This is a genomic window from Staphylococcus coagulans (genome assembly GCF_002901995.1).
Taxonomy (GTDB): Bacteria; Bacillota; Bacilli; order Staphylococcales; family Staphylococcaceae; genus Staphylococcus; species Staphylococcus coagulans.
This window is the reverse complement of sequence record NZ_PPQN01000011.1, coordinates 47,305-74,116: the sequence shown is the minus strand read 5'-3', so window position 1 is coordinate 74,116 and position 26,812 is coordinate 47,305. Positions and strand designations below refer to the sequence as shown.

24 protein-coding genes and 1 riboswitch are annotated in these 26,812 nt (G+C 35.7%); of the genes, 8 read left to right on the top strand and 16 right to left on the bottom strand.

Annotated elements, in window-relative coordinates; all coding sequences use genetic code 11:
• Positions 1 to 140 precede the first annotated feature (140 nt).
• On the top strand, positions 141 to 341 hold the full coding sequence (gene cspA, locus CD118_RS02635) for a cold shock protein CspA (protein WP_014613945.1): 201 nt from the start codon (positions 141 to 143) through the stop codon (positions 339 to 341).
• A gap of 307 nt (positions 342 to 648) precedes the next feature.
• On the opposite strand, the gene lysA is transcribed toward cspA, so the two are convergent.
• The 8 genes from lysA to CD118_RS02595 form a co-directional block, all read right to left on the bottom strand.
• Positions 649 to 1,914: a diaminopimelate decarboxylase gene (gene lysA, locus CD118_RS02630; RefSeq protein ID WP_103356201.1), complete on the bottom strand. Its 1,266-nt coding sequence runs from the start codon at positions 1,912 to 1,914 to the stop codon at positions 649 to 651.
• Complete coding sequence (gene alr / locus CD118_RS02625; RefSeq protein ID WP_103356200.1) at positions 1,915 to 2,988, bottom strand: alanine racemase; 1,074 nt, start codon at positions 2,986 to 2,988, stop codon at positions 1,915 to 1,917. It abuts the gene before it with no gap.
• Complete coding sequence (locus CD118_RS02620; RefSeq protein WP_060829933.1) at positions 2,985 to 4,139, bottom strand: M20 metallopeptidase family protein; 1,155 nt, start codon at positions 4,137 to 4,139, stop codon at positions 2,985 to 2,987. The genes alr and CD118_RS02620 overlap by 4 nt, the downstream gene beginning before the upstream one ends.
• Positions 4,140 to 4,206: 67 nt before the next feature.
• Positions 4,207 to 4,926, bottom strand: coding sequence for a 2,3,4,5-tetrahydropyridine-2,6-dicarboxylate N-acetyltransferase (dapD, locus tag CD118_RS02615; protein ID WP_016425048.1), 720 nt, complete (start codon positions 4,924 to 4,926; stop codon positions 4,207 to 4,209).
• 17 nt (positions 4,927 to 4,943) lie between these two features.
• A complete protein-coding gene (gene dapB / locus CD118_RS02610) occupies positions 4,944 to 5,666 on the bottom strand; it encodes a 4-hydroxy-tetrahydrodipicolinate reductase (RefSeq protein WP_060829935.1) in 723 nt (240 codons plus the stop codon).
• The gene (dapA, locus tag CD118_RS02605; RefSeq protein WP_060829936.1) at positions 5,666 to 6,541 is read right to left on the bottom strand and encodes a 4-hydroxy-tetrahydrodipicolinate synthase; all 876 of its coding nucleotides are present in this window, start codon (positions 6,539 to 6,541) and stop codon (positions 5,666 to 5,668) included. Before dapA ends, dapB begins: the two co-directional genes overlap by 1 nt.
• The gene (locus CD118_RS02600; RefSeq protein ID WP_050345642.1) at positions 6,541 to 7,530 is read right to left on the bottom strand and encodes an aspartate-semialdehyde dehydrogenase; all 990 of its coding nucleotides are present in this window, start codon (positions 7,528 to 7,530) and stop codon (positions 6,541 to 6,543) included. The genes dapA and CD118_RS02600 overlap by 1 nt, the downstream gene beginning before the upstream one ends.
• A 222-nt stretch (positions 7,531 to 7,752) precedes the next feature.
• Positions 7,753 to 7,931, bottom strand: a riboswitch (Lysine riboswitch).
• Between the two features lie 91 nt (positions 7,932 to 8,022).
• Complete coding sequence (locus CD118_RS02595) at positions 8,023 to 9,633, bottom strand: ABC-F family ATP-binding cassette domain-containing protein (protein WP_050345643.1); 1,611 nt, start codon at positions 9,631 to 9,633, stop codon at positions 8,023 to 8,025.
• A gap of 185 nt (positions 9,634 to 9,818) precedes the next feature.
• Here CD118_RS02595 and CD118_RS02590 point away from each other — a divergent pair, with 185 nt between their 5' ends.
• The 5 genes from CD118_RS02590 to lacG all read left to right on the top strand — a co-directional run bounded on the left by CD118_RS02590 (position 9,819) and on the right by lacG (position 15,347).
• On the top strand, positions 9,819 to 10,718 hold the full coding sequence (locus CD118_RS02590; RefSeq protein ID WP_060829938.1) for a CvfB family protein: 900 nt from the start codon (positions 9,819 to 9,821) through the stop codon (positions 10,716 to 10,718).
• Positions 10,719 to 11,022: 304 nt separating this feature from the next.
• A complete protein-coding gene (locus CD118_RS02585; protein ID WP_103356199.1) occupies positions 11,023 to 11,862 on the top strand; it encodes a CAT RNA binding domain-containing protein in 840 nt (279 codons plus the stop codon).
• Between the two features lie 21 nt (positions 11,863 to 11,883).
• Positions 11,884 to 12,210, top strand: coding sequence for a PTS sugar transporter subunit IIA (locus CD118_RS02580; RefSeq protein ID WP_060829940.1), 327 nt, complete (start codon positions 11,884 to 11,886; stop codon positions 12,208 to 12,210).
• A gap of 10 nt (positions 12,211 to 12,220) precedes the next feature.
• Positions 12,221 to 13,915, top strand: coding sequence for a PTS lactose transporter subunit IIBC (locus tag CD118_RS02575; RefSeq protein WP_082166568.1), 1,695 nt, complete (start codon positions 12,221 to 12,223; stop codon positions 13,913 to 13,915).
• A gap of 19 nt (positions 13,916 to 13,934) precedes the next feature.
• A complete protein-coding gene (gene lacG, locus CD118_RS02570; protein WP_103356198.1) occupies positions 13,935 to 15,347 on the top strand; it encodes a 6-phospho-beta-galactosidase in 1,413 nt (470 codons plus the stop codon).
• Between the two features lie 48 nt (positions 15,348 to 15,395).
• Here lacG and lacD read toward each other — a convergent pair whose 3' ends face one another.
• From lacD to pepF, 5 genes are all read right to left on the bottom strand, one after another.
• The gene (gene lacD / locus CD118_RS02565) at positions 15,396 to 16,343 is read right to left on the bottom strand and encodes a tagatose-bisphosphate aldolase (RefSeq protein ID WP_060829942.1); all 948 of its coding nucleotides are present in this window, start codon (positions 16,341 to 16,343) and stop codon (positions 15,396 to 15,398) included.
• 216 nt (positions 16,344 to 16,559) lie between these two features.
• Positions 16,560 to 17,075: a galactose-6-phosphate isomerase subunit LacB gene (gene lacB / locus CD118_RS02560; protein ID WP_050331012.1), complete on the bottom strand. Its 516-nt coding sequence runs from the start codon at positions 17,073 to 17,075 to the stop codon at positions 16,560 to 16,562.
• An 18-nt stretch (positions 17,076 to 17,093) separates the two neighbouring features.
• Complete coding sequence (locus tag CD118_RS02555; protein ID WP_050331013.1) at positions 17,094 to 17,525, bottom strand: RpiB/LacA/LacB family sugar-phosphate isomerase; 432 nt, start codon at positions 17,523 to 17,525, stop codon at positions 17,094 to 17,096.
• 311 nt (positions 17,526 to 17,836) lie between these two features.
• Positions 17,837 to 18,598 (bottom strand): DeoR/GlpR family DNA-binding transcription regulator, encoded by a 762-nt coding sequence (locus CD118_RS02550; RefSeq protein WP_103356197.1) that lies wholly within the window; start codon positions 18,596 to 18,598, stop codon positions 17,837 to 17,839.
• A 57-nt stretch (positions 18,599 to 18,655) separates the two neighbouring features.
• Positions 18,656 to 20,479: an oligoendopeptidase F gene (gene pepF / locus CD118_RS02545; protein ID WP_060829944.1), complete on the bottom strand. Its 1,824-nt coding sequence runs from the start codon at positions 20,477 to 20,479 to the stop codon at positions 18,656 to 18,658.
• A 171-nt stretch (positions 20,480 to 20,650) separates the two neighbouring features.
• Between pepF and CD118_RS02540 the strand changes: the two genes are divergently transcribed.
• Positions 20,651 to 20,977 carry a hypothetical protein gene (locus tag CD118_RS02540; protein ID WP_060829945.1) on the top strand — a complete coding sequence of 109 codons (327 nt, stop codon included), beginning with the start codon at positions 20,651 to 20,653 and terminating at the stop codon, positions 20,975 to 20,977.
• Positions 20,978 to 21,661: 684 nt separating this feature from the next.
• Here the strand turns inward: CD118_RS02540 and CD118_RS02535 are convergent.
• The 3 genes from CD118_RS02535 to CD118_RS02525 all read right to left on the bottom strand — a co-directional run bounded on the left by CD118_RS02535 (position 21,662) and on the right by CD118_RS02525 (position 25,467).
• On the bottom strand, positions 21,662 to 22,924 hold the full coding sequence (locus CD118_RS02535; RefSeq protein ID WP_103356196.1) for an aminoacyltransferase: 1,263 nt from the start codon (positions 22,922 to 22,924) through the stop codon (positions 21,662 to 21,664).
• Between the two features lie 30 nt (positions 22,925 to 22,954).
• Complete coding sequence (locus CD118_RS02530; RefSeq protein ID WP_060829947.1) at positions 22,955 to 24,220, bottom strand: aminoacyltransferase; 1,266 nt, start codon at positions 24,218 to 24,220, stop codon at positions 22,955 to 22,957.
• 212 nt (positions 24,221 to 24,432) lie between these two features.
• A complete protein-coding gene (locus CD118_RS02525) occupies positions 24,433 to 25,467 on the bottom strand; it encodes a M42 family metallopeptidase (protein ID WP_060829948.1) in 1,035 nt (344 codons plus the stop codon).
• A 140-nt stretch (positions 25,468 to 25,607) separates the two neighbouring features.
• Here CD118_RS02525 and CD118_RS02520 point away from each other — a divergent pair, with 140 nt between their 5' ends.
• The gene (locus tag CD118_RS02520) at positions 25,608 to 26,699 is read left to right on the top strand and encodes a prephenate dehydrogenase (RefSeq protein WP_103356195.1); all 1,092 of its coding nucleotides are present in this window, start codon (positions 25,608 to 25,610) and stop codon (positions 26,697 to 26,699) included.
• The last annotated feature ends 113 nt before the right edge of the window (positions 26,700 to 26,812 follow it).

Sequence of the window (26,812 nt, the reverse complement as noted above, 5' to 3'; positions counted from 1 at the left end):
GCCTTATAATAAGGTATAAGCAATAGCATTATTCCATATTGCAAAAAATATTTTTTTAGATTATATAAATTAAGAATTAGTATTTTTTGTAATATGCGAATAGCGCATATTGAATTTTAGTCTTGGAGGTTTCACACATTATGAAACAAGGTACAGTTAAATGGTTTAACGCTGAAAAAGGATTTGGTTTTATCGAAGTTGAAGGAGAAAACGACGTATTCGTACACTTCTCAGCTATTAACCAAGAAGGTTACAAATCATTAGATGAAGGTCAATCAGTTGAATTTGAAGTAGTTGAAGGCGATCGCGGTCCTCAAGCTGCAAACGTTGTAAAACTATAATAAATAGATGCAATATTGACTTAGAAAAACAGTGAAGCATACTTCACTGTTTTTTTGTATGCTCAGCGATTCATACAGCAACAGCATGAGACTAGGTCACAATCACAAATTCAATAGCGCTAAGTTGACCTTTAATAGAAAATCATCTTAGCGCTTCCTTTTTATAATAAAACTTCATGTAATATGGCTTCGTTTACCGAGGGAACAGCCTCAGCTTGTAGTCTTAGGCTAGTCCCGTCTCTCATGTGAAGGTTATTAAAAATTTGATGTCCCAACCTCGCTAATTAACAAATCAACGTTATGGATACTATTTAACATCATTAATAATCAGTTGTCTTAAAGATTGGCGTTTAATGACTTCTCTCGCTTTTCCATCTTTCACAAAAAATACAGAAGGCTTTTGAATTTGGTTATAATTCGACGTCATACTATAATGATAAGCGCCTGTTGTTAAAACCGCTAAATAATCGCCACGTTTGACACTAGAAGGTAAATTAGCCTCATGAATGAGAATATCACCGGATTCACAAAGTTTACCTGCTAATGTTACCGTCTCATCTGCTTCTTCTTGACGATTCACTAATAACACTTGATACTGTGCATCATATAAAGCTGTACGAATATGATCACTCATACCCCCATCAATAGATACATATTTATTCACATTTGGAATCTCTTTAATCGATCCTACCTCATATAAAGTGACACCTGCTTCTGCCACAATTGAACGACCCGGTTCAATACTTAAAGTTGGAATAGGGTAGTCAAGTTGATGACATGTTGCTTTAATGGCTTGAACAATTTCAGTAATGCCTGTCTCGATATTGAAAGGGCGATCACTTTCAACATACTTCACACTAAAACCGCCCCCTAAATTAAGCAATTCAATCGAAATATCATTTTCTTTTAACCAATTTAATACCATTTTCGCTGTTTCTATCATGCCCGTTGTTTCTTCAATTTGAGAACCAATATGAAAATGGATACCTTTAAAGTGAAGTTGTTGAGAAGCTTGTATTTTTTTGATAGCTTGTAAAGCAAGGCCATGTTTTAATGATAATCCAAATTTACTTTTTTCTTGACCCGTTTGTATAAATTCATGTGTGTGGGCTTCAACCCCTGGATTCACTCTAACTAAAACCTCGACTGTATCAGTAGCATAGCGCTCAATCAAATCAATTTCATCTAACGCATCAACAACAAAATAACCAATACCACTTTCAATAGCATAGCGAATCTCTTGTTTTGTTTTATTGTTACCATGAAAATGAATACGCTTCGGATCAAAACCCGCTTCTAAAGCTGTGTAAAGTTCTCCTTCAGACACCACATCTAAATCAAAATCTTCTGACTGTGCCAATTTGACCATTTGAATACAAGTGAACGCTTTTGAGGCATATGATAATACGTAACCAATATCATTATGTTGAAATGCGCTGTGATAGCGTCTCATTTGATTTCTTATTTGCGCCTCATCATATACGATAGTGGGGGTCCCAAAGCTTTGGGCCAAAGTTTTTAAACTTGTTCCTGCCAAAGTGAGTTCTCCACTTTTATTATAACTTACTGTCATTTATCTATACTCCTTTATCAGTGAATCCAAATTTAATGCGCTTAACTGCTCCGAATTCGCACCTACGCCTTTAAATGTATAGTCATCGATGCGTAAATCTTCGTTATACAAAATGACTTTGTCTTTGGCTTGTACGTGTTCATCAACTTCAACAAACATATGACTCATCATTAAGGCACGAATAGGGTAAATACGTTGATTAATCATAACTTCATGTTGCGCACGTGTACGTAATATTCCATCTCCATAACCAATATCAACTACGGCTAAACGTGTATTATTTTCCTCCGCGGTATAAGCAAAGCTATAACCACAGTGATCTCCTTGTTGAACCTGTCTCACTTGGATGACGTTTGCGCTTACTGTCAATGCTTGCGGAAATGCCTCCCGAGAAAGTGAAGCATATGGGCGAGATCCATATAAAGCAATGCCAATACGTGCATGTGTATGATGTTCAAAAACATGGCCTTCTCTAAAATAACTGGCGCTATTTTGTGCGTGTATCAAGTCAAACGACATATCCATTTTATTGACTAGAACATCTACAACATTGAACCAAGCATCTCTTTCCTGTTGGTACATCGTAATGTCAAATTCATCTGCATAGCCAAAATGAGTCCAAAGCCCAGTTATTGTCATTTTAGGGCTATGCGTTTGACGATGATCTTCCATAACTTGTATCATTTCATCAATCGTTTTAAAACCAGAACGATGTAATAAGTTTTCGTATTCTAAATGCACTTTAACATCAAACAATGCTTCTTTATATTGTTCATAAAACGCCAAAGAGGGCAATGTCATATGAATATCATATGTACGTAATAACTCAAACTCATCCGTTGCATTCATTAAAAAAATCGTCGCATCAGCATCTATTTTGCGAATCGCAATAGCTTCGTGTAATGACGTTGTGCTAAACGTATCAATCCCCATTTCTTTGAATGTATTGATAGCAAAATCTAATCCGTAATTATATGCATTATTTTTAACAACAGCCATAATCGATTGATTGTCTTTGACTCGTTTTACATTTTCTTTAAAACGCGCTTCATTGATTTGCCAAACTGCAGTCATGCTTCCACCTCGTTATAATTAAATAACAACCTCTCATAATAATCTGCAATGCGAATTAATACATGTTCATCAAAATTTAATTGTGGCGTGTGAAGACCACTTACAAAATGTTTTTCATCATTTCTAGTCCCCACAAATACAAAGTAAGCAGGGGCAATTTGACGATAAAAACTAAAATCTTCACCAAACAAGTAAGGACGTTCATTCTCAATAACCATCATTTGATGATAATTGAGACTTTCAACCACATATTTTTTTAATGCTGGATCATTCACAGTAGGGGGATATCCTTCAGCAAACTTCACTTCGCAAGAGACATCAAATAGTGTATGGGCACTTTGCACAATTTTTTGCATTTGCTTTTGTATTGCGCTCAGATCATCCATATCATAAGTCCGAATTGTACCTTCTAAATAGCCTTTACTCGGTACCGTATTAATCGCTTCACCGGCATGGAAATGCCCGATGTGTACAATATTGCGTTGTAATCCGTTAAGGTGGTATTGTTGGATTTGTGAAACTTGCGTTAAGATATGCTGTAAAGCTTCACCGGCGGATTTTCCTTGTTCTTTATTAGCGACATGACTAGATTCGCCCTCAATAAAAAATCGATATTCTGTCGCACTTGCTGTAATCTCATGATCTCTTATAACAACCGCACCTTCTTCAACAAAAGGCATGACATGTACACCATAAATCGCATCGATCTGAAACTTATCTAAAGCATGAGACTTGATTAATAAATTCGCACCGCCCCCTGATTCTTCAGCAGGTTGAAAAATAAACACAACATGATGGGGTAATTTACCTTCATCAAATAACTTTTTACATCTTTTTACGAATAACATTAAAGCGGTTGTATGCCCATCATGCCCGCAAGCATGCATTTTATTATCCGTCTCACTTCGATAGGCGACATCGTTCTCTTCGTGTATTGGAAGGGCATCGATATCAGCACGATAAGCAATCGTATGTGCACTATTGCCTTCTAAATAGGCGATGATACCCGTTTCTAAAGGCTTTTCATAGGGGACCTCTAAGTCTATCAAAAATTGTTCTAAATAACGTGTTGTCTCAAACTCTTCTAAACTCAATTCAGGATGTTGATGTAAGTATCGACGATGTTGTGTGACAAATTCTATTTCGCTCATAAAAAACTCCTTCCTTTGTGCTATGTATAAAAAGAGGGCCGAGTTGTTTGCTCCGCCCACTCATAGATTACTCGTCTAATTTACGTAATGCTGCGACAATCTCACGTTTTGAATCTTCAACTTCATGTGCTTGTTTAATGACTTTTGCTGGCGTACCAGCAACTACTGCGCCTGCAGGAACATCTTGTGTGACAATAGCTCCAGCTGCGACAATGGCGCCTTCACCTACACGTACACCTTCTAGAATCACAGCATTAGCACCGATCAAAACGTTATCTTCAATGATAACAGGGGAGGCGCTTGGGGGTTCAATTACACCCGCTAATACAGCACCTGCACCGACATGAACATTTTTACCTGTCGTTGCTCGTCCACCTAATGTTGCATTCATATCAATCATTGTACCTTCACCAACGACTGCACCAATATTAATTGTTGCACCCATCATTACGACCGCACCGTCACCAATGACTGCATGCTCTCTAATAAAAGCACCTGGCTCAATACGGGCATTCGTATTTGTTAAGTCTTTGAGTGGTATGGCTGAGTTACGACGGTCCATTTCAATTTCTAAGTCTTCAATTCTCATTTGGTTTTCTTCATAGAACGTTGCCCAGTCAGCAGCCTCACAAAAAATCACTTTTGAATTTTCAGAGCCGAAAACTTTAAATTGTTCTGGAAATGCGATGTCACTTAACTCACCATTAATGTAGACCTTTAACGGCGTAGATTTTTTTGCATCACTAATATATTGAATAATCTCTTCTGCTGTAAAATTTTTAACCATATTGTAAAAACGCTCCTTTATAAGTTATCAAATGTATAATACCCGGGTTGTTGATGAACTAACTTTTCTGCTGCACCCAATGCGCCATTCGCAAAAATATCTTTTGACTGAGCTCGATGTGTCAATGTAATTGTTTCATCGACGCCCGCAAACAATACATCATGTTCACCCACAATCGTGCCACCCCGTACTGTATGGATACCAATTTCATTATTAGTTCTTTTCGCATCTTTTTGACTACGATCATAAACAGGGGAAACATCAGATCTTAGCGATGCAATGACATCATACAATTTTTCTAACGTTCCACTTGGTGCATCTACTTTTTGATTATGATGCGCTTCCGTTAATTCGATATCATAGTCATTTAATAAAGGCACTGCTGCTTCTAATATTTTTGTCAAAGCATGTACACCATAGCTCATATTTGCACTGAAAAATACAGGCATTGTATTGCTGAGTGTTTTTAATTTCTGAGTAATACGTTCTTTTTCTCCTGTTGTCGCAATCACAAGGGGTAATTTAAAATGATCCTCAAGTAATGGCAATAACAAATTAGGATGAGAAAAGTCTATAGCAACATCAGCTTCTGTGACATCACTTATTTTTTCATATAATGGGTACGGTATATTCTCTTTTTTTCGATTGACAACGACACCCACAATTTCATGTCCATTTTCTTCAGCTAATCTAGCGACACGTTGGTTCATTGCCCCATAACCAATAAGTAAAATTTTCATTATTGAACACCTGCTTTAAATTGTTCGTATGCTTCTTTCAATGATTGTTGCTCTTGTTCATTTAATGTAACTAGAGGTAATCTCACTTCATATTGCCCAAATCCTTCTAAAGCACAAAGGTACTTGATCGGAATAGGGTTGATGTCAATGCTCATCGCGTCCAAAAGGGCACGAATCGGTTGGAATAGAGATTCACGCTGTGGCACCTCTGTGTAAACTTGTTGGAACTGCTTCGGAATCACATTTGCTACAACCGAAATCACACCGTGACCGCCTTGTTGATAATACGATAGAATATTGTCATCATTGCCACTATACAATGCAAATGAATCTGTATCAACCCGAGCTTGAATCTCTGCTAAGTAATCAAAGTCATTTGTAGCATCTTTTAATGCAACAATATATGGATTCTGACTTAGACGTTCAATCGTTTCAGGTTCAATTGTAGCGTTCGTACGTGAAGGAACATTATAAAGGACAACTGGCAAAGCTGTTGCATTTGCAATGGCTTCAAAATGAGCAATCAAACCACGTTGACTCGTTTTTAAATAATACGGCGTGATTAACATAATTGCATCGGCACCAAGCTCTTTTGCACGTAAAGAAGCTGCTATTGATTTTTTCGTATTATTTGTACCCGTTCCAACGATAATAGGTACACGTTTATCATTAACTTCAATAACTGTTCGAAGTATTTGGTCTTTTTCTTCATCAGTTAATGTTGGATTTTCGGCTGTTGTCCCATTAACGACAATCGATTGAATACCATTATCGATAAGAAAATTGACATGATTACGAATCGCATTATAATCAACTTCATCGTTTGTAAAAGGGGTAATTAAAGCAACACCTGTTCCTTCAAAAATATGTCCCATTATAATTCTCCTTTCAATTTTAGTACTTGTTCTAATATTTGAACCGCATTCAGTGCCGCACCTTTTAATAAGTTATCTGAAGTTACCCATAAGTGAAATGTATTATCTAAAGAATCATCTTTTCGAATTCGACCAACAAACACTTCATCACGTCCTGTGGAATGAATGGCTAAAGGGTACACATTATTTTCTGGATCATCAACCAAAACAACACGCGGATCTTTTTCAAGTACATCTTGAATTTCTTTCACCGTTGTAGGTTGATCTAAAGTGACGTTGATGTGAACACTGTGACTATCTTGAACTGGCACACGAACACAAGTCGCTGTTACATTTAATTCTGGCTCAGTTAAAATTTTTCTTGTTTCATCAATCATTTTTTGCTCTTCTTTTGTGTACCCATCTTCAAGAAACACATCAATATGTGGTAGTACATTATTATAAATTGGATGTGGGTAAGCTTCAGGCGATAAACCTTTGGCCCCATTTTCTAAATCTTGTTTACCTTTCATACCTGAACCTGAAACAGCTTGATATGTTGTATAAGCAACTCGTTTTAAACCAAACTGTTCTTGCAACGGTTTCAAAGGAACTACCGATTGGATTGTAGAACAGTTCGGATTAGCAATAATACCTCTCTTGAACGTTGGGGCATTCACTTCAGGGACAATCAAATCAACGTCTTCTGTCATACGCCATTGACTTGAATTATCGATGACTGTAGCACCGTTAGATTCAAAAAGTGGGGCAAATTGAGCGCTTGTTCCGCCCCCCGCGCTCATAAGCACATAATCAAAGTGATCTTCAGTGGCTTGCTCCGTTAATTCTTGAACAGTATATGTTTGTCCTTGAAAATCTACTTTTTGACCTGCAGAACGTCGTGAAGAAAAAAGTACGAGTTCATCAAAAGGAATATTTTTTCGGTCAATTGTTTCTAATATTTTTGTACCTACTAATCCTGTTGCACCTACAACTGCTAATTTTGTCATCTTATCTCACTCCAATTTTAAATTCAAAATCATTTTTATTAAAGTCTGATTTAGCATTATCTTCACACAATTCAGATAATAATTGATGTTTTTAATCTTTACTTTACAACGCATCCACTGAATTGACAACTTAAATCAAATAATTAAGTCGAGACTGTACAAAAATGGGGACACATATAAACAAAAAAAGCAAGTTCGGCGTGCGAACTTGCTCAATCTATATACAAGTGATGCACTCCATTATTGTAATAATAATGACAGACTCTCAGCTCTTAACCAAAGAATCCAACAAACGAGTAACTGCAATACTGTTTGTTTCGGCATCTCACCCTTTCGATATATGTGCTTGCAGGCACGCTTAAAATATATCTACTTATGATTGATGCGCCTCATCAGTGATATTCAATTATTATGAACTTCATTATACATATAAACGTTTAATGTGTAAACCTTTATGTGAAAGCTTTTCATTATAAACACATTGAAAGGGAATTAGGCTTTTGATTTAAGTACACCTTTTTCTTGCAAGTATAACTCATAACTTATTTCCTTAGAAAGGCCACCTTCATGATCTAAATCAATCACACGATTGGCAATAGTATTGATAAACTCAAAGTCATGTGAAGTAAAGATCAATGAGCCTTTAAATGTTTTCAAGCCTTCGTTTACTGAAGTAATACTTTCTAAATCTAGATGGTTAGTTGGCTCATCTAATAATAAGACGTTCGCACTTGATAGCATCATTTTGCTAAGCATACAGCGTACTTTTTCTCCACCAGATAAAACGTTCGCTTTTTTCTTCACTTCTTCACCGCTAAATAGCATACGACCTAAAAATCCGCGTAAAAAAGTCTCCGTTTGTTCATCCTCTGGGGCATATTGACGTAACCAATCGACTAAGTTCATTTCCACACCTTCAAAATATGCAGAGTTATCTTTAGGGAAGTAACTTTGAGAAGTTGTCACACCCCATTTAACTGTACCCTCATCAGGTTCCATTTCACCAGCAAGTATTTTTAACAATGTCGTTTTTGCGATTTCACTTTCACCAATTAACACAGCTTTATCACTAGGGTTCATTGTGAAAGAGATGCCATCTAATACTTTTTCGCCTTCAATTGTTTTAGAAACATTTTCAACAAATAGTAGGTCATTTCCGATTTCACGTTCTGGCGTGAATTTAACAAACGGATAACGACGAGATGAAGGTTGAATATCATCTAATTCTATTTTCTCTAATTGCTTCTTACGACTTGTTGCTTGTTTCGATTTCGACGCATTCGCAGAGAAGCGCGCAATAAAGTCTTGTAATTCTTTGATTTTTTCTTCTTTTTTCTTATTTTGTTCTTGTGCCATCTTCTGAGCCAATTGGCTAGATTGATACCAAAAATCATAATTCCCTACATATATTTTAATCTTACCAAAGTCGAGATCAGCGATGTGTGTACAAACATTATTTAAGAAATGTCTATCGTGGGAAACAACAATCACTGTATTTTCAAAATTAATTAAAAAGTCTTCTAACCAACTAATGGCTTGTATATCTAATCCGTTGGTCGGCTCATCGAGTAATAATACATCAGGTTGTCCAAATAAACTTTGCGCTAACAATACTTTAACTTTTTGATTGTTTTCAAGTTCAGACATTTTTTTATCATGTAACTCTGCCGCAATACCAAGTCCTGAAAGTAATGTTGCCGCATCCGCTTCAGCATTCCAACCGTTCATTTCAGCAAATTCACCTTCAAGTTCAGCTGCGCGTATACCATCTTCATCACTGAAGTCAGGTTTCATATAGATTGCGTCTTTCTCTTGCATCACTTCGTATAAACGCTCATGCCCTTTAATGACAACATCTAATACACGTTCATCTTCATACGCAAAGTGATCTTGTTTTAATACTGCTAAACGTTCATCTTTGCCTAACGAAACATGGCCCGTTTGAGAATCTAACTCTCCTGATAAAATTTTTAAAAACGTAGACTTTCCTGCTCCGTTTGCACCGATAAGTCCATAACAATTTCCTGGTGTGAATTTGATATTCACATCTTCAAATAATTTACGATCACCGAAACGTAAACTCACATCTGTAACTTGTAACATGGATTTTCTCCTTTATTTCATTTTCATCTAATGGATGAATTATATCATGAGAAAGGGCTATAAATCTAATTTCTTTAAAAATTAATCGAATAGCACCGCATGACTTTTAAATGTAACTAACCCTTAATGCTTATACCACTATAAGATGCTATAATAGAAATAACTTAATTATAGAGGAGTACGTTATGTCATTTAAAGAAAATGAAATTATAGGGACGATTGAATTTTTAGAAGTAAAAGCCCTTGAAGGTTCTACATATCATTTGGAAGGGCCGAATCAAGAATTTGTGAAATTGAATGCGTCAGAAGTCAATACTGATGATGAATTAGAAATAGGGGAGTCATATAGCTTTTTCATTTATCCAAACCGATCTGGTGATTTATTTGCGACTCAAAATATGCCCGATATTACCGTGGGGCGTTATGACTTTGTTCGTGTACTGAGCACTGATCGTGATGGTGCACGCTTAGACGTGGGGTTACCAAGAGAAGTTTTAGTACCATGGGAAGATTTACCAAAGCTTAAATCGTTATGGCCTGTAAAAGGAGACTACATTTTATGTACATTGAGAATTGACCGTGAAAGACAAATGTTTGCACGACTTGCATCGGAAACAACTGTCCAACAAATGTACACACCTGTTCATGATGACGCACTTAAAAATAAAATGATTCAAGCACGCCCTTATCGTTTATTACGCGTAGGTACATTTCTTTTATCAGAAGAAGGCTACAAAATTTTTGTGCATGAGTCAGAACGTAAGGAAGAACCAAGACTAGGAGAACAGTTAGATGTTCGCATTATTGGCTACAATGATAAAGGCGAATTAAATGGTTCATTTTTACCTTTTGCGCATGAACGTTTGGATGAAGATGGCGAACGTATATTTAATCTACTTGTTGAATACGAAGGCGAATTACCATTCTGGGACAAATCTAGCCCAGAAGCTATAAAAGAAGTTTTTAACATGAGTAAAGGCGCTTTTAAACGCGCTATCGGTCATTTATATAAAAAGCGCATTATCAATATTGAAACTGGCAAAATCACATTAACGAAAAAAGGTTGGTCTCGCTTAGAAGATTAACTCACGTAAATCTTTTAACATAAAGTCATTTCAAATAAAGCCTTGTCGTCATAATATCACATGATGATAGGGCTTTTTTTCATATATTTATTTAATGTCAATGTATCCTTATTTATGTTTCGTCATATTAAATTTATATTGACATTTAAATTGAACAGCTTTATTATTATCATAAAGAACAAAAACGGACATTTTAAAACATTTCCATGGATCGTGACTATTGAATTAGGCGAAACCACAAATCAATTTTGTATCAAACGAATTGATTTGTGGTTTTTTTATTTGAGTTTTGGGAGGTTTATAAATGATTATTCAACAGGTTTTGAACAATAATTGTGCAATTGTCAAATCACACGAGCAAGAAGAACTGATTGTCACTGGCAAAGGTATCGCATTTAAAAAGAAAAAAGGGGACACCTTAGAACGTCAAAGGGTTGAGAAAATTTTTCGTCTAGAAAACGAAAATATGAAGCAGAATCTGACTTTTTTAATTAAAGATGTTCCGATTAAATACATCTTAACTAGCTTTGAAGTTGTTTCAACTGTACAAAAACATTTTAATCTGACGTTTCAAGACTATCTTTATGTAACATTAGCTGATCATTTATATGCAGCACAACATCGTATTGAAAATAACCTTTGGCAAGAAACCGTTATACCAGATATGCAGTCACATTATCCACTTGAAATGGAGGCTGCAGAACTAGGGTTAAAAATCATTAATCAAAACTTAGCGCCATCGTTTCCACAATCTGAAATCGTCAGTTTAGCATTACATTTTCTCAATGCCAAGTTGGATGTAAACACGGCTCAAATAGAAGATAATGCACGATTCATTCGTATCATTAACTTTGTAAATCAGTTTTTAAATGACCACCAAATTGTTCGAACTCAACGTAACCATTATCACTACGACCGCTTTTTCACACACATGAGTTACTTTTATGAGTCTCAAAATGCAAATAAAGATGAAAATCAATTAAGTTCGATTGATGTTGCTATTTTTTCTGGATTAAAACAATCTCATCCAGTCTCGTATAAACTTGCAAACGAGCTGGCAGAAGCTTTAGAAAATCAATTTCAGCTCACCATTCTAGAAACTGATAAATATCATTTTCAATTGCATTTAGAGCGACTCATTTAAGTCGATAAGGGAGGAAAATTTATGTCTAAGGAAGATAACATGATGATTGGATTTACCATTGTTGCTATAGCAGGTGATGCACGCGCAGAAATTATGCGTGCATTCGAGGCGGCCAAAAGTAAAAACTTTCAAGAGGCACAAGCACACATTGAAAATGCGAACCGATTTATTAATGAAGCACATGTGGAACAAACACAGCTCTTAGCAAAAGAGTCGCGTGGCGAAGTCGGAGAAATGAGTTTTGTCATGGTTCATGGACAAGATCATCTCATGACGACAATGGCTTTACGAGATATTGCAAAATACTTTATTGATGTCTATCAGCAATTAGAGCGTTTTGAAAGGTAGGTGGATATATATGAAATCCATTATCAAGTATATAGAACGTATGAAACCTTTTTTTGAAAAAGTTGCAGCTAACCCGTATTTAACTGCAATTCGTGACGGATTTGTCGCAGTTATGCCTGTTATTTTATTTTCTTCATTGTTTATTTTAGTTGCGTATGTGCCTAATATATGGGGATTTCACTGGCCAAAACATATTGAAGAAATCATTATGAAAGTTTACACATTTACAATGGGAATGATCGCCGTTTATATTTCAGGGACTGTCACCAAATCACTGACTGATAATAAAAATATCAAGTTACCTAAAACAAACCAAATCAATGTTATCTCCACATTTATCGCTGCCGAATCAGCACTATTAATTTTAGCGATGAATCCTGTAAAAGATGGTATTAATATTGATATGTTAGGTACCAAAGGATTGATTGCTTCTTTCTTAGTCGCATTTATCGTTCCTAACATTTATTACGTTTGTATAAAAAATAATATTACGATTAAGATGCCTCCCCAAGTTCCAGGGAATATTGCACAAGCGTTTAAGGATATGATTCCTTTCGCCTTATCGGTCTCTTTTTTCTGGATCATTGATATTTTAGTGAGACATTTAACAGAAGGAAATTTAGCTGAGCTTGTGACAATCTTACTTTCACCATTATTTACGGCTGCCAATGGTTACTTAGGCTTTGCCATTATTTTTGGGTTCATTGCTTTCTTTTGGTTTATTGGTGTACATGGCCCATCCGTTGTGGGTCCTGCTGTAGTTGCGATTATGTATAATAACCAAGCTGAAAATTTACGTCTTTTTAGAGAAGGGCAGCATGCAAGTTTTGCATTAACACAATCTACACAGGATTTCGTTGCACTGATGGGCGGTACTGGCGCGACTTTACTCGTTCCTTATTTATTTATATTTCTTTGTAAATCAAAAGAATTAAAAGCTGTTGGAAAAGCATCCGTCGTTCCAACTACTTTTGCAGTAAACGAACCTTTACTCTTCGGTGCACCGATTATCTTAAATCCAGTATTTATGATTCCTTTTATCATTACGCCTATTATTAATTCATGGATTTTAAAATTCTTTGTTGAACAATTAGGGATGAACGGTTTTATGCACTTACTTCCATGGCCTACACCTGCACCGATTGGTATATACATGGCTAGCAACTTTGCGATGCTTTCTCTTGTCTTAATTGCCGTATTATTGATAGTAGATTTTATTATTTGGTATCCATTTGTACGTGCATACGACAAAATCAAGCTTGATGAAGAACACAGTACTGTAACTGCTGAATTAAGCAGTGATATGAAATCTGCCTCTGATACAATGACTGAACAAGAAAATGAATCCTCACATGACCAACAGATTCACACCTTTAGCGCCAATGTTTTAGTCGTCTGTGCAGGTGGCGGAACAAGTGGTATCCTAGCAAACGCACTTAACAAAACAGCAAAAGAAAAAGGCGTTCAGTTAGAAGCAACCGCTCGTGCATATGGTCAAGACATGGATTTGATTCGTGACATGGATGTTGTAATCCTTGCACCACAAATGGATTCAATGAAAGATGAAATGAAGAAAATAACGGATCAATATGATGCGCAACTAATGACTACAACTGGACGTGAATACATTGCATTAACACGTGACGGAGATGCGGCATTAACAAAAATAGCTAATTTGATTCGTCAGAAAAATCAAACAAAATAAATATAAAGGAGCGATTTAAATGATAGCATTACCTAAAACTTTTATCTTAGGTGCCGCAACGGCAGCATATCAAGTTGAAGGTGCAAGCAAAGAAGATGGGAAAGGTCGCGTTTTATGGGATGCATTTCTAGAAAAAGAAGGGCGATTTAGTCCTGATCCAGCGAGTGATTTTTATCATCGTTACGAAGAAGACATCCGTTTAGCTCATGAACATGGCATTACAGCGCTGCGGATTTCGATTGCATGGTCACGCATATTTCCACATGGAAGTGGCGAGCCGAATGCTAAAGGAGTCGAATACTATCGTAAAGTATTTGAAACATGTCTTCGATACAATATAGAGCCTTACGTTACTTTGCATCATTTTGATACGCCTGAAACATTGTTTTTACAAGGAGACTGGCTCAATAAAAATCAAATTTCAGCATTTGAGGATTATGCCGCTTTTGTTTTTGAAGCATATCATGATATCGTTAAACATTGGATAACGATAAATGAACCTATTGCCTATGCACAAGGACAGTATCTTTCTGGTGCGTTTCCGCCAGGTGAAAAGTATGAGCGACTAAAATGTGTCCAATCTCAACACAATCAACTCGTTGCACATAGTCGTGTTGTCAATTTGTTTAAAGAGAAAGGCTATCAAGGTGAAATTGGACTCGTACATGCATTAACACAATTTTATAGTATTGATCAACAACCTCAAAATATTGAGGCAACACGTAAACATGATATTTTCATGAATGGGTTCATGTTAGACGCAACATTTTTAGGAAATTATACGGATGAAAAACTAACAACAATAAAAACTATATTAGCAGATGAATTTGAGCAATTAGATATTCGAAAAGAGGAGTTGGATACCCTTAAAATTGCAGCACCGCAACTTGATTTTATTGGTATAAATTATTATCAAAGCAATTGGATTCAATACCATCAGGATGAAAGCTATATTTTTCATAATGGAACAGGTGATAAGGGGACTTCTGTGTATCGCATCGCGGGCATTGGTGAAGTCGTCAAGAATGATAAAATTCCAACGACCGACTGGGATTGGTATATTTATCCAGAAGGTCTCTACGATATGATTCAACGGATTCAAAATGATTATCCAAATTATAAGAAAATGCTCGTAACAGAAAATGGCCTTGGTTACAAAGATCAGTGGATTGATGAAGAAACACCTATCAATGATCAAGTACGTATTGACTATATAGCAACTCATTTAGAAGCAATTAGTAAAGCGATCAAAGAAGGTGCACGTGTCGACGGTTATTTTGTATGGTCACTACAAGATATGTTTAGTTGGTCAAATGGTTATAATAAACGGTATGGACTATTCTATATTGATTTTGAAACGCAAAAAAGATATGTCAAAAAAAGTGCATTATGGTATCGTGAATTAGCAAAAGCGATTGCACAACAATCTTAACATACGTAAATAAGAGAAGGGATATCACGTGATATCCCTTCTCTTATACTATAATGATTGAATAGGTGTGGCTGTCGTCTCTAATACTTTATTTAAAGCTTCTATATTTTTAACCCCTTCATTTGTAAGCCACGATTGCGCTTGGCTCATGTTTCCATCACGATACCATTGTGTTGCGCCTGCCCATGTCGCTCTTCCACAAAGCACGCCATTAAATGTTGAGCCAGATTTATGAGCAAAAATCAATGTTTCTTGGAACAACTGAGCAGATACACCTGCACTTAAGAAAATATATGGTAGAGGCGTATGATCCGCTTGTGCTTTAAAATGTTGCGCTGCCTCAGATTGTGTATAAACGACTTCTTTTTCACTAAATCCTTCAACAAATGCCATGTTAACAGGAATTTCTACTTTTAAAACATCAACTTGAAAACGTGGTTGACTGTATATTTCCATCGCTCGATTAACTTTATGCGGCTTTAATTTTGCGTATTCAATACTTTGGTTGTCTCCAATAGTCGCATCATAAGTCAATATTTCTAAGAAGAAAGGTATATTTTCAGAATGACACTCTGCGCCCACACGTTCAACAAATGCTTCCTTTTTAATATTTATGGCTTCTGATTCATCTACGTCAACATAAATCAGTAGCTTAATAGCATTTGCGCCAGCCTCTTTTAGACGCTTAACAGACCAATTGTCAAGTAAATCTGGAAGTCGGCCTGGTTCGGTTTTATCATAGCCCGTTTTTTCATAAGCTAACATTAAACCACACGATGCCTCTCTGCTTGTGGCAGCTGGAAGGCCATATTCAGGATCTAATAAAATGCTAGATGCATAAGGTGTCAAAGATTCAGAAACGATCACTTTAAATTGCTTGATGGCTTCATCTGAAATATCATTTCCTAACATTCGCTTTAATGCACCACGTTGATCAATCGCCAATGCTGCAATAAAGCCTTTATCATTCACTAAATGAGATAAGTCTTTTACCATTTTATTTTCCTGCGGATAAAAACATATACAAATCTTCTCAAATTGACTATTGTATAGTGATGCTCGTTTATTTCGCAGGTACCTCCTAATCATTACACGCGCACCTAGTGATATTATTTTACTTTTTCAACTAAAATGTCATAGTAGTCAATAGCGTATCTCCACATCCCCAGAGATATCATTTAGTAACAGTGCTTATTTTAACCGCTATAATCTTTAATCTTGGTAAGCCCCTTCATTCCATTTTTCTAAATACAAATCAAACATATCGTCAGTGTAATGAACATCTTCTGACTCTAACACATGATCAATTTGACGAATCAATGCTTCGTTTTCATCTGTTTGCGTATATGCGGTGTTAATAAATGTTTCGACAATATTTTTGATTAGGTCTATCCCCGTCACTGCACCTCCAACCGCAATAAGGTTACAGTTATATTGTTGCTTTGCAATTCGTGCACTTGTAGTATCACGTACAAGAGCTACACGTGCACCAGGTGTTTTATTCGCAGAAACACTAATGCCAACACCCGTTCCACATAAAACAACACCTAAATCTGCTTCTTGTTTAACGACGCTTTCTGCCGTCAATTTTCCAAAAATAGGGTAGTGCGTGCGGTGCTTATCATAAGTACCAAAGTCAATGACCTCATGCCCTAAATCTTTTAAATGTTCAGAAATTCTCATTTTTACATCTGTAACAATGTGATCACAGCCAATCGCTATTTTCATAATTATACCTCCCAGTTTTTAACACATATGATTGAGCATATCGATTCTGATTTGATGACGACCTGCATCGTAATCAGCTTTAAAAAAGGCATCTGCACAATTTTGCGCAAGTGTTGCACCTATAATTTCTGAACCTAAAACGATGATGTTCGTATTATTATGACGTCTTGTCATTTTAGAAGATTGCTCGTCGGACACACTTGCACAAATAATGTGTTTATATTTGTTTGCAATGATAAAAGGGGCAATGCCATAGTCATCAATAATAATCGCTTTACTTTCTAAATCACTCTGAATCTTCATAACAGTCTGTTGGGTTACTTTGAAAACATCGTCCCCATCCTCTGAACTTGTTAAATCCACGACGTCATGACCTTTAGCTATCAAAAAAGAAAGCAATTTTTCTTTTAATGCTTGTCCTTTTGTTGTCGCATTAAGGTACAATTTCATATCCCTCACTCCTTAAAAATGTTCGATAAAGTCTAATTATGTTCTAAAATGTTTGTTTATAGTTATATTATACACAACAAAGTATTTTTTACAATATTTATTATGCAATACTGTTACATTTTAAGTAGAGGGACAATATTAAAAATTATTTTGTGGTAAAAGTGCGATGAAATAGGGGGGTAATCATTGTTTTTATAAAAATGATGATGAAAATAAGCGCTCAAAAGAAAAAAGAGTATAAGAGAAATCATTTTGCTTTCTCTTATACTCCAGTTCGAGTTAACGTAATGTTTGCATATAGCCACTTTTTATCAAATAAAAAGCGTAGGATTTTGTTCGATTCTCGCAACATCATCTGTGATAACAGCTGTAACTTGATTCAATGTAGCGAATGTAAATAAAGCTTTGACATCAAATTTTGTTCGATCTGCATTAATATAGACTTGCTCAGCAGTTTCTATAACGACTTGATGGCAAGCACCTTCATCTTCATTTGCTGTCGTTATTTCTTGGTTTACGATACCATTTGCACCGATGAATGCCTTTGTAATTTCAAATTGGTGTATCATATTTTCAGCATATTGGCCTACAAAAGTGCCTGTTTTTTCTCGATATCGACCACCAACTAAATACGTATCAATATGGGCCAAGCCTTTATATTGCATAAATATATCCATAGAGTTCGTTACAATCGTTAATCTTTTATCTTTGATATAATCAAAAATGGCTTCATTCGTCGTGCCTGAACCAATAAATACAACTTCCTCATTATCATCAACAACATCATGAATCAGTGTACTACACTTTTGCGCGATAATTTTTTTAGCTGCTGTATTCATTGCTTTCTTATCTTGCCTTGATTGTTCTTTATAAATCGTTGGGTTAGGGGAGGATAAAGCTTTAGCGCCACCATGTATACGTTGCAAATAACCTTGTGACTCAAGTTCTTTTAAATCGCGACGTATCGTCATTTCGGCTACATTTAAATCTTTCGACAAATCTAACACACGTGCGATTCTTTTTTGTTCGATTTGATCAAGTATATACTGATGACGTTCATCTTTCAATTTCATCTCTATATCCTCCGCATTTCTTTAAACATTCTTCTTAAAGTTTATTTTAATATTCTTTTACTTTTCGCTATCAGTTGTAGCCTCAATTTCATTCGTTAATGCTTCTAATTCATCAACTAATTGACCGATATATTGTATCGTTTCTTTAAGCGGTTGATCCGTCGTAATATCGATACCGGCTATCTTCGCAATCTCTGTTGGAGAAACACTGCCACCAGCTTTTAAGGCAGTTAACCAATCATCTACAGCAGGTTGACCTTCATTTTTAATACGTTGTGCCATAATTGTTCCAATTGTTAAACCAGCTGAATAAGTGTATGAGTATAGCCCCATATAATAGTGAGGTTGACGCATCCAAGTTAACTCTGCACCTGGTGTATACGTGACTACGTCTCCCCAGAACGATTTAATCACATCTAACTTTATTTCATTTAACGCAGGTGCATTCAATGATTCACCTTTATCGACACGTTGATAGACTTCTCGTTGATAAGCTGCTTCTAGTAAATGCGTAACCATATTATGATAATATGTGCGTGCTAAAATGGAGCCAATTGCCCAACGTTTAAAACGTGGGTTATGACTATTTTTAAATAAGTAATTAAGCATTAACATTTCGTTCATTGTTGATGGTGCTTCGACAAAATACATAGATGCTTCAGATTGTAAGTAATTTTGATGCGCTTGTGCAAAGGTAAAATGGCCTGCATGACCTAATTCATGAGCTAGCACAAATGCCTCAGTCATTTTACCTGTCCACGAAATAAAAATATAACTATGTGACGCATAAGGGCTCGCACAATAAGCACCCGTTTGTTTACCTTTGTTTTGTGGGAAATCTATCCATCTATCATCATAAGCTTGATTTAACATTTTAACATAATCAGCACCTAAGACATCTAGTGCACCAAAAATATATTTTTTAGATTCTTCAATTGTAATTTCAGGTTCATATGTAGGATCAACCGAAATCTTTAAATCTTCAAATCGAAGCTCGTCTAATTGATTTGTTCTTTGAATGATTTTCGCATATTTACGCATAATAGGCGCTAAATCAGACATAATCGTATCAATTTGGCGATGATACATCTCTAAAGTAACATCTTGTTCTTCTAGTAGGTACTCAATGACTGAATCGTAACCTCTCAAATCAGCTTCTAATTTTTCTCTTTGGACCTGAGCATTGTATACTGCAGCCGTTGTATGTTCATATTTTTTAATCGTGTCACTAAAGTGACGGAAGCTCTTGCGACGTAAATCCGTGTCTTCATGATCTTCATAGTAACCTTCAAATGTTGTGTAGTCCATATCATATTGCTGGCCATTCACTTCAAAACTTCCAAAATCAATATCAAGCATCTTTGTGATTCCATAAATTTCACTTGCTGATGAAAATGCGGGTGCCATACTCGCCAAAGCTTCTTCAGCTTTGGCATGTAATTGATGGGGTTGTCTTTTTTGCAATTGCTTTAAATAATAACCATAAGGCAACTCATTAATCGCAACATCCATCGTTTCTTTATCTAAAGATAGCAACTCAGATTCAACAAAAGACAGTTGGCTTATAATCTTACCATAATTCGTTGAAAATAGGGCGCTTAACCGTTGTCGTTCTGCGTCTGTAGTATCGACACTTAACAATAGTTCTGCATAATTCCCTGCGCGATCTAATTCTATTAATATTTGAGAAAAGGCTTCTAATCCTTTTTTAATGGTATCTAATTGGTTCAATTGCCCTTCATACTGCGCTTTAAAGGATTGGGCATCTTGATATAATGCGTGAATCGCTTTTTCGTAAGCCGCTGAATCAGCGTATAAATCACTTAAATCCCAAGTTTCAGCTGTAGGGACTTCCGTTCTATGTGGTAATTTTTGAGACATATGTCATCATTCCTCCTTTAAATATGTATGTAACCATATTATAACGTTTTTATATGCATAAACGCATGTCTAAAGATTTCGATAACTTAATTTGACTTTTAAAACTGATAAAGTACAGTGATTTTAGTATAATGAAATCTAAATCAAAGCAATTGAAGGAGACTAACCCATATGACGATACTAGAAATGCCGAACTATTTGTGGGTGACTTTACTCATTATGGTCGTCCTCACGTTATTTTGTACTTTAGTGCTTAATAAGTGGTTTTTTGCAGCAATAACCATGTTTGTTGTTCTTGGTGTATTGGCATTTATCATACCCAATTTTTATGACATCACGTATGAACCGTTATTAGGATATGCAGCATTTGTCGCAATTCTAAGTTTAATCATTAGCGCATTGTTATGGTATTTTACACGCAATTGGCGAAAACAGCGTCAGCTTAAAAAATATGAAAAAGAACGTGCACGCTTCGAAAGAAAACATTATCCGAAGTAATATCTAATATCCTTAAACAAGTTGATATATAACATCAGCGGTTTAGGGATATTTTTATAAGGAAAAGGGCCCAACCCCTTTTAATGCATAACTTCCTATAATATATATTATGTAAACTAAAAAAGATTCTTGAAATACAGCGGTCTTTCTATACATATCTATATTGATTTTCGTATTTACATATCAAATACATCATTTGCCAACGTTTATTATGATTTAAGCGCTAGTATTATGTTATAGCGTTTTTCACATGCAGCTTTATCAGCTTAACTATCACTTAAAGATCAATACAGCAAATGAATTTGCTATGAATGCATGGTATATATCAGTTCATGCTTAAAGATAATGAGACAAATTTGAAGCTGAAACCATCCATAGTAGCATAGCCATGTACAAGAACGATGTTTAAACACCGATAAAAGCTTACAAATGTATGATACATCAGACAATCACTGGATTATCATAATAACAGCTAAAAAAACTATTGCTATAGACTTCTAATTTGCGCTATATATAACAGAGCCATACATTATTTAAATACATCCTAAAATGAAAGCGCTGTCAAAAGTCCTTATTTGCGTTTTTTTAAAATCAAACTAATCAATAGGTTTACATAACATAAATATGGTTAATCCTATTTTTGTAAAAAATTCGCGCTTTGAGCTAAAAAGCGCGAATCAATTGTTATTGTTTTTTAATTTTTGTACGTACTTTATTTAATGTATTGAATACAAAGTATTTTACTTTATGGATAGGTTTGTAAAAGTCGCCAATGAGTTCTTCAATTTGCACATTGAAGCCTCTTTTAAAGCGGTATACACCATAATCTTCACTGTTTTCAGTAAAATCACCGGACAATCCGTAGAAGTTGTAACGCTCATATCCATGTTCAAAGCAATAGTTAATCATAAACCAATGCATCGCATACGGTCCCATAAATTGATTATATTTCTCGCTTGAGCCGCCTGAAAAATAATTGATTTCGTAAGCATTTGCAAAATATACACCCGAAGCAAGATGAAGAACTGCACCATCTGTTTGACGTAATTCGCTTGCTCTTAACAATTCTTTTTGGTCATGGTCAATTTGCGTATCTAACTCTGAAATTTTCTTAATTTGCTTGTCTGTTTTATTCTCTTTAGACATCATTTGATCACGTCTTGATTCTTTATCATTCAAGCTCTCCTGTAAGGTCGTTATATACTCATCAAGATCGATGTATGCTAATGGAATCAACACTTTATGGCCATAATGATCAATAAAGTTTTTGAAATAATCGTCTGTTTTTGACACAAAGCCTGCACGTTCTTCAGTTTCTCTATAAAGCTCTAAAAAGAGATTAATTTCATCTTTTTCTAAAAATCTAACTTTCACACCAAAATTGTTCGCTTTATTGATATTTCTTTTACGCTGACTATCAAACGATTTTTTTAATGTTTGTGGCGTTTGATCTTTTAAATCAAGTACGCCCATCCATCTCACTTGACTTGATGTATCGTATGTAGTTGTAAAACCATGATGACGGTAACCTTGTGATTTGAAAAGTTGTACCAGTTTATCATTACGCTCTCGATTTGGAAACGGTTGGATATCTTTATCGTATATTTGGTAAATCCAATATGGATCTATTTTGACATAAAGGCATTTATTTTTCGTTAAATATTGTTCTAATTCTTTTAAATAGAAGTCTACTAATCCTAAATCGCTATAATCCATGACCGGACCACGATTTGAGTAATAAACATAACTACCTGCTGTAGGAATTTTTGAAAATAAGCTGGCTGCAAGGATTTGATTATTGTCGTCTTTCACGCCAAGCAACACAACTTGAAATCCGTCCGCTTCTCTTGTTGCAATATTTTCTTTTACTTGAAAATAGTGGCTTTCTAAAACAGGATTTTGAACAAATTGGTCGTATTCTTCAACTGTTAACTCTGTAAATTTCATACCAATAAATCCCCTTCTCTTTGCTATATCTTATCTTTTTATCTTGTCTTTTAATTGCTTTAATTTTAAGTAGACTGTATAGGCAGGTTTGTGTATAGGCTTAATAAAATCACCGACATATTCTATTACTTCTGCATTATAGCCTTTTTTAAACTTTATCACACCTGCATCTTCTGCCTCTTCTGAAAAATCACCACTAATGCCATAAAAATTATATCTTGGAATTTGATGATCAATCGCATAATTAATCATTTCCCATTGAATTGCGTAGCTTCCAGCAAAATGACGAAATTCGTTTGCCGTACCACCTGCGTAATAAACAACTTCAAACGGATTTATAATAAAGAATCCAGCCGAAATCGGTAATGTATCACCGTGTTTAAGTTGCAATGTTTCTGCTTCTTTTATTTTAGCTTGATTCGCTTCCAGTTGTTGCTCTAAGTTTTTCTTTTTATTGATGGCTTTCTGATTTTCAGGACGCTTGTTGATGTCTTTGTCTGCTTTTGCAATTTCTTTTTTAAAGTCTTGCGCTTCAGCGTTGAGCTCTGCTAAATATGCGTTAAAATCAATATACGCTAGTGGCACGCGTACACGATCTTTATAGTATTTCATACGATGATAATAAAAATCGTCATCTCTATCTACAAAATCTTTTGTTTCAGACGTATCTTCCATAAACGAACGGAAAATATGTAATTCATCTTCGTTTAGATAGCGGACTTTAACACCGTTTTTCTGTACTTTTTTCGTATTTCTTTTCCTTAAATTATCCATTTGATTTAAGATGTCTTTTGATGTTTTATTTTCAACATCGAGCACAGAATGAAAACGAATTTGTCTTATTGTATCGAACCCAGTTGTGAAACCTTCATGTTCAAAGTTTAATTCAGCCATTTTATCAAAAAACCAGTCACTGCCGTATCTTTCAATCACTTCACCATCATGGTTTCGCTTTAACATTGGTAAATAAGGGTCTACTCTCAAATACAATGCATGATATTTCTTAACATATTTTGAAAGTTCATTAAAAAAGAAATGAACGAGCGCTTTATTTTCGTAATCCATAACTGGTCCGCGATTTGAATAAAAATATTTAAAAAACTTCATTACTGGCACCGCTGTCAGTAAACATGCTGCTAGTACGTTATTGTTGTTATCTTTAATGCCGACAAGATGTGTTTCAACACCTTCAGCAACCTTTAATTCATAGTTCCCTACCATTTGCGTGAAATGGCTATATGGCATTTGATCTGTAAACGCACCAAATTCAGCCGTCGTTAAATTTGTAAACTTCATTTTAATACTCCTATTTCTCTTTATATCTTCCAACCATTTTAATTTGTTCTGCTTTCCCTCTTATGGCATACCTAGAAAAAGCAACAGTGAAGTTTTAAATCCCCAGATTGTTTAAATCTCTATCACCGTTGCGATTACGCCATATTCACCCTTTTATTCTTTCTACATTTTAACTTATTCCCTTCAAATTCGCCAATATGATGGTATTAAATTTAAACTAATTCTGAAAAACAGTATGCTTCTAAAAGCGCTTGAGCTGCTTTAATTGAATCTATATGTGTCCGTTCCAATGCATGTGAAGACTCAATTCCTGCCCCAAACAAACCGTGTTTGACATCTGCACCTGCACTTAAAGCGGCAGAAGCATCAGAACCATAATATGGATAAATATCTACTTGATACGGAATGTGGCGTTCACGACATAAAGACACAAGATGATGACGCAACTTTTTGTGGTAAGGGCCTGAAGCATCTTTCGCGCATATTGACACTGTGTATTCATCTGAGGATTGACCGTCACCTAATGCACCCATATCAAAAGCGATAAATTCTTTAACTTTTGGATCAATATTCGAGTTTGCACCGTAACCAATTTCTTCATTATTAGAAATATAAAATTGAATTGTATAAGGGAGCCGCTTCGATTGTTCTTGGTACCATTCCAAAAATTCAATAATAACTGCTACACTCACTTTGTCGTCTAAATGACGTGACTTTACAAATCCTGAAGCTGTAACTTCTGTTCGAGGATCAAAACTGACAAAATCACCGACTTCAATACCTAAAGCACGTGTTTCCGCTTCAGATGTTACCTTTTCATCTATTCTAACTTCCATATTAGTCTCATCACGCACAATTTCATGATTGTTGCGATAAACATGTGGTGTCGTCTCATGGATTAAAATTGTACCTCGGTATGTTTGACCTGTTGCGGTTTCAATCGTACAATATTCGCCTTCAATTGCATTATAACGAAAGCCACCAATAAGGGCTAAACGTAATCGACCATCTTTTAATATCTCTTTAACCATTGCGCCAAGTGTATCTACATGGGCTGTGATACACTTTTTCTTCTCATCATTGTCGCCCTTAACTTCTATAAGTAATCCGCCTTTATTAGTAATATGTGTCGTGTAGCCACTCAATTCCACACGCTTTTTAACATAATCGATGGCACGCTCAGCACTTCCAGACGGACTATTGATAGCTGTTAATTCAGTTAATGTTTCAATAACACGTTCATTCATACTATTCATCCCCTTCTTCTCTTTATTCTATTGTAACGATGATACGCTAAAATCTCACGTATTCTTATCTCACTCTTGCAATTAAACGCGTTAAAATGATAAACTAGCCATTATTTATTATAAACTAAAGGGGGGCTTTGATGACTCACATCTTTTTTGTTGGTCTTGGTTTAATCGGTGGAAGTTTAGCCAGTAATATGAAGTATTTCCATCCAAACGTAACCATTACAGCTTTTGATGCAAACCCCGACCAACTCGAACGCGCACAGTCTATAGGTATTATTGACCATGCCTCTTCAGATTATGAAACGACACTTAAGCAAGCAGATATCGTGATTTTTGCAACACCCGTACAAACGACAGTTAAATATTTAAAAGCGTTGCCTCATCTTGAAACACAACCCGGTTTAATTGTCACTGATACTGGAAGTACGAAAGCAACGATTCAAGCATTTGAGTCGACATTATTAGCTTCTCAAATCCACTTAGTCGGTGGGCATCCGATGGCAGGAAGTCATAAATCAGGTGTGCTCAATGCAAAAAAGCATCTATTTGAAAATGCTTACTATATTCTCGTTCATAACCTTGCAGAAAATAATGATGCACGTCGAGAAATTCAGCAATTACTTGAACCAACGCGTGCACACTTTATACATTTAACTGCTGAAGAACACGATCGTATCATGAGTATCGTTAGTCATGTCCCCCATTTCATGGCCTCTAGTCTTGTTCATCTCAATGCTTTTTTCGCTTCTGAGTCTTCTTTAATTCAAGACTTTGCTGCTGGAGGTTTTCGCGACATTACACGTGTAGCAAGTAGTAACCCCGAAATGTGGCGTGATATTTCAATCGAGAACAAGTCCCATATCATTTCGTCACTTAAACATTTGCAACATCAGCTTTCGAATACCATTCATTTGCTTGAAACCGAACAGCAAGACGCTCTATATGATTTTTTTAATGATGCAAAATCTTATCGCGATGCCCTGCCAATACGTCAAAAAGGGGCAATGGATAGTACTTTTGATTTATATGTAGATATTCCAGACCAACCGGGCATGATTTCGAAAATTACAGAAATATTAAGTACGCATCAAATTTCTATAAGAAACTTGAGGATTTTGGAGGTTCGTGAAGACATTTACGGTGCTTTACGTATTAGTTTTAAACGTCCGGAAGATCGAGATGCAGCGCGCATTGCATTAAAAGACTTTGATACTTACCTAAGCTAAAAAACAGGAAATATTAACGCATTTTGCATTTCTTTCCTGACTCATGTTATAATAAATTCAACAAGAACTTCGTGCATGATATGCACCAATCCCCTCGCTACTTCCGATAGCGA

Coding starts and splice junctions, on each gene's coding strand:
- CD118_RS02590 (WP_060829938.1), top strand. CDS start 9,819: ATGTCATTTAAAGAAAATGAAATTATAGGGACGATTGAATTTTTAGAA.
- pepF (WP_060829944.1), bottom strand. CDS start 20,479: ATGTCTCAAAAATTACCACATAGAACGGAAGTCCCTACAGCTGAAACT.
- lacB (WP_050331012.1), bottom strand. CDS start 17,075: ATGAAAATAGCGATTGGCTGTGATCACATTGTTACAGATGTAAAAATG.
- lacG (WP_103356198.1), top strand. CDS start 13,935: ATGATAGCATTACCTAAAACTTTTATCTTAGGTGCCGCAACGGCAGCA.
- CD118_RS02595 (WP_050345643.1), bottom strand. CDS start 9,633: ATGTTACAAGTTACAGATGTGAGTTTACGTTTCGGTGATCGTAAATTA.
- CD118_RS02525 (WP_060829948.1), bottom strand. CDS start 25,467: ATGAATGAACGTGTTATTGAAACATTAACTGAATTAACAGCTATCAAT.
- lysA (WP_103356201.1), bottom strand. CDS start 1,914: ATGACAGTAAGTTATAATAAAAGTGGAGAACTCACTTTGGCAGGAACA.
- CD118_RS02520 (WP_103356195.1), top strand. CDS start 25,608: ATGACTCACATCTTTTTTGTTGGTCTTGGTTTAATCGGTGGAAGTTTA.
- alr (WP_103356200.1), bottom strand. CDS start 2,988: ATGACTGCAGTTTGGCAAATCAATGAAGCGCGTTTTAAAGAAAATGTA.
- CD118_RS02620 (WP_060829933.1), bottom strand. CDS start 4,139: ATGAGCGAAATAGAATTTGTCACACAACATCGTCGATACTTACATCAA.
- CD118_RS02575 (WP_082166568.1), top strand. CDS start 12,221: ATGAAATCCATTATCAAGTATATAGAACGTATGAAACCTTTTTTTGAA.
- dapA (WP_060829936.1), bottom strand. CDS start 6,541: ATGGGACATATTTTTGAAGGAACAGGTGTTGCTTTAATTACCCCTTTT.
- CD118_RS02600 (WP_050345642.1), bottom strand. CDS start 7,530: ATGACAAAATTAGCAGTTGTAGGTGCAACAGGATTAGTAGGTACAAAA.
- CD118_RS02530 (WP_060829947.1), bottom strand. CDS start 24,220: ATGAAGTTTACAAATTTAACGACGGCTGAATTTGGTGCGTTTACAGAT.
- dapB (WP_060829935.1), bottom strand. CDS start 5,666: ATGAAAATTTTACTTATTGGTTATGGGGCAATGAACCAACGTGTCGCT.
- CD118_RS02550 (WP_103356197.1), bottom strand. CDS start 18,598: ATGAAATTGAAAGATGAACGTCATCAGTATATACTTGATCAAATCGAA.
- CD118_RS02540 (WP_060829945.1), top strand. CDS start 20,651: ATGACGATACTAGAAATGCCGAACTATTTGTGGGTGACTTTACTCATT.
- lacD (WP_060829942.1), bottom strand. CDS start 16,343: ATGGTAAAAGACTTATCTCATTTAGTGAATGATAAAGGCTTTATTGCA.
- dapD (WP_016425048.1), bottom strand. CDS start 4,926: ATGGTTAAAAATTTTACAGCAGAAGAGATTATTCAATATATTAGTGAT.
- cspA (WP_014613945.1), top strand. CDS start 141: ATGAAACAAGGTACAGTTAAATGGTTTAACGCTGAAAAAGGATTTGGT.
- CD118_RS02585 (WP_103356199.1), top strand. CDS start 11,023: ATGATTATTCAACAGGTTTTGAACAATAATTGTGCAATTGTCAAATCA.
- CD118_RS02535 (WP_103356196.1), bottom strand. CDS start 22,924: ATGAAATTTACAGAGTTAACAGTTGAAGAATACGACCAATTTGTTCAA.
- CD118_RS02555 (WP_050331013.1), bottom strand. CDS start 17,525: ATGAAATTGTACCTTAATGCGACAACAAAAGGACAAGCATTAAAAGAA.
- CD118_RS02580 (WP_060829940.1), top strand. CDS start 11,884: ATGTCTAAGGAAGATAACATGATGATTGGATTTACCATTGTTGCTATA.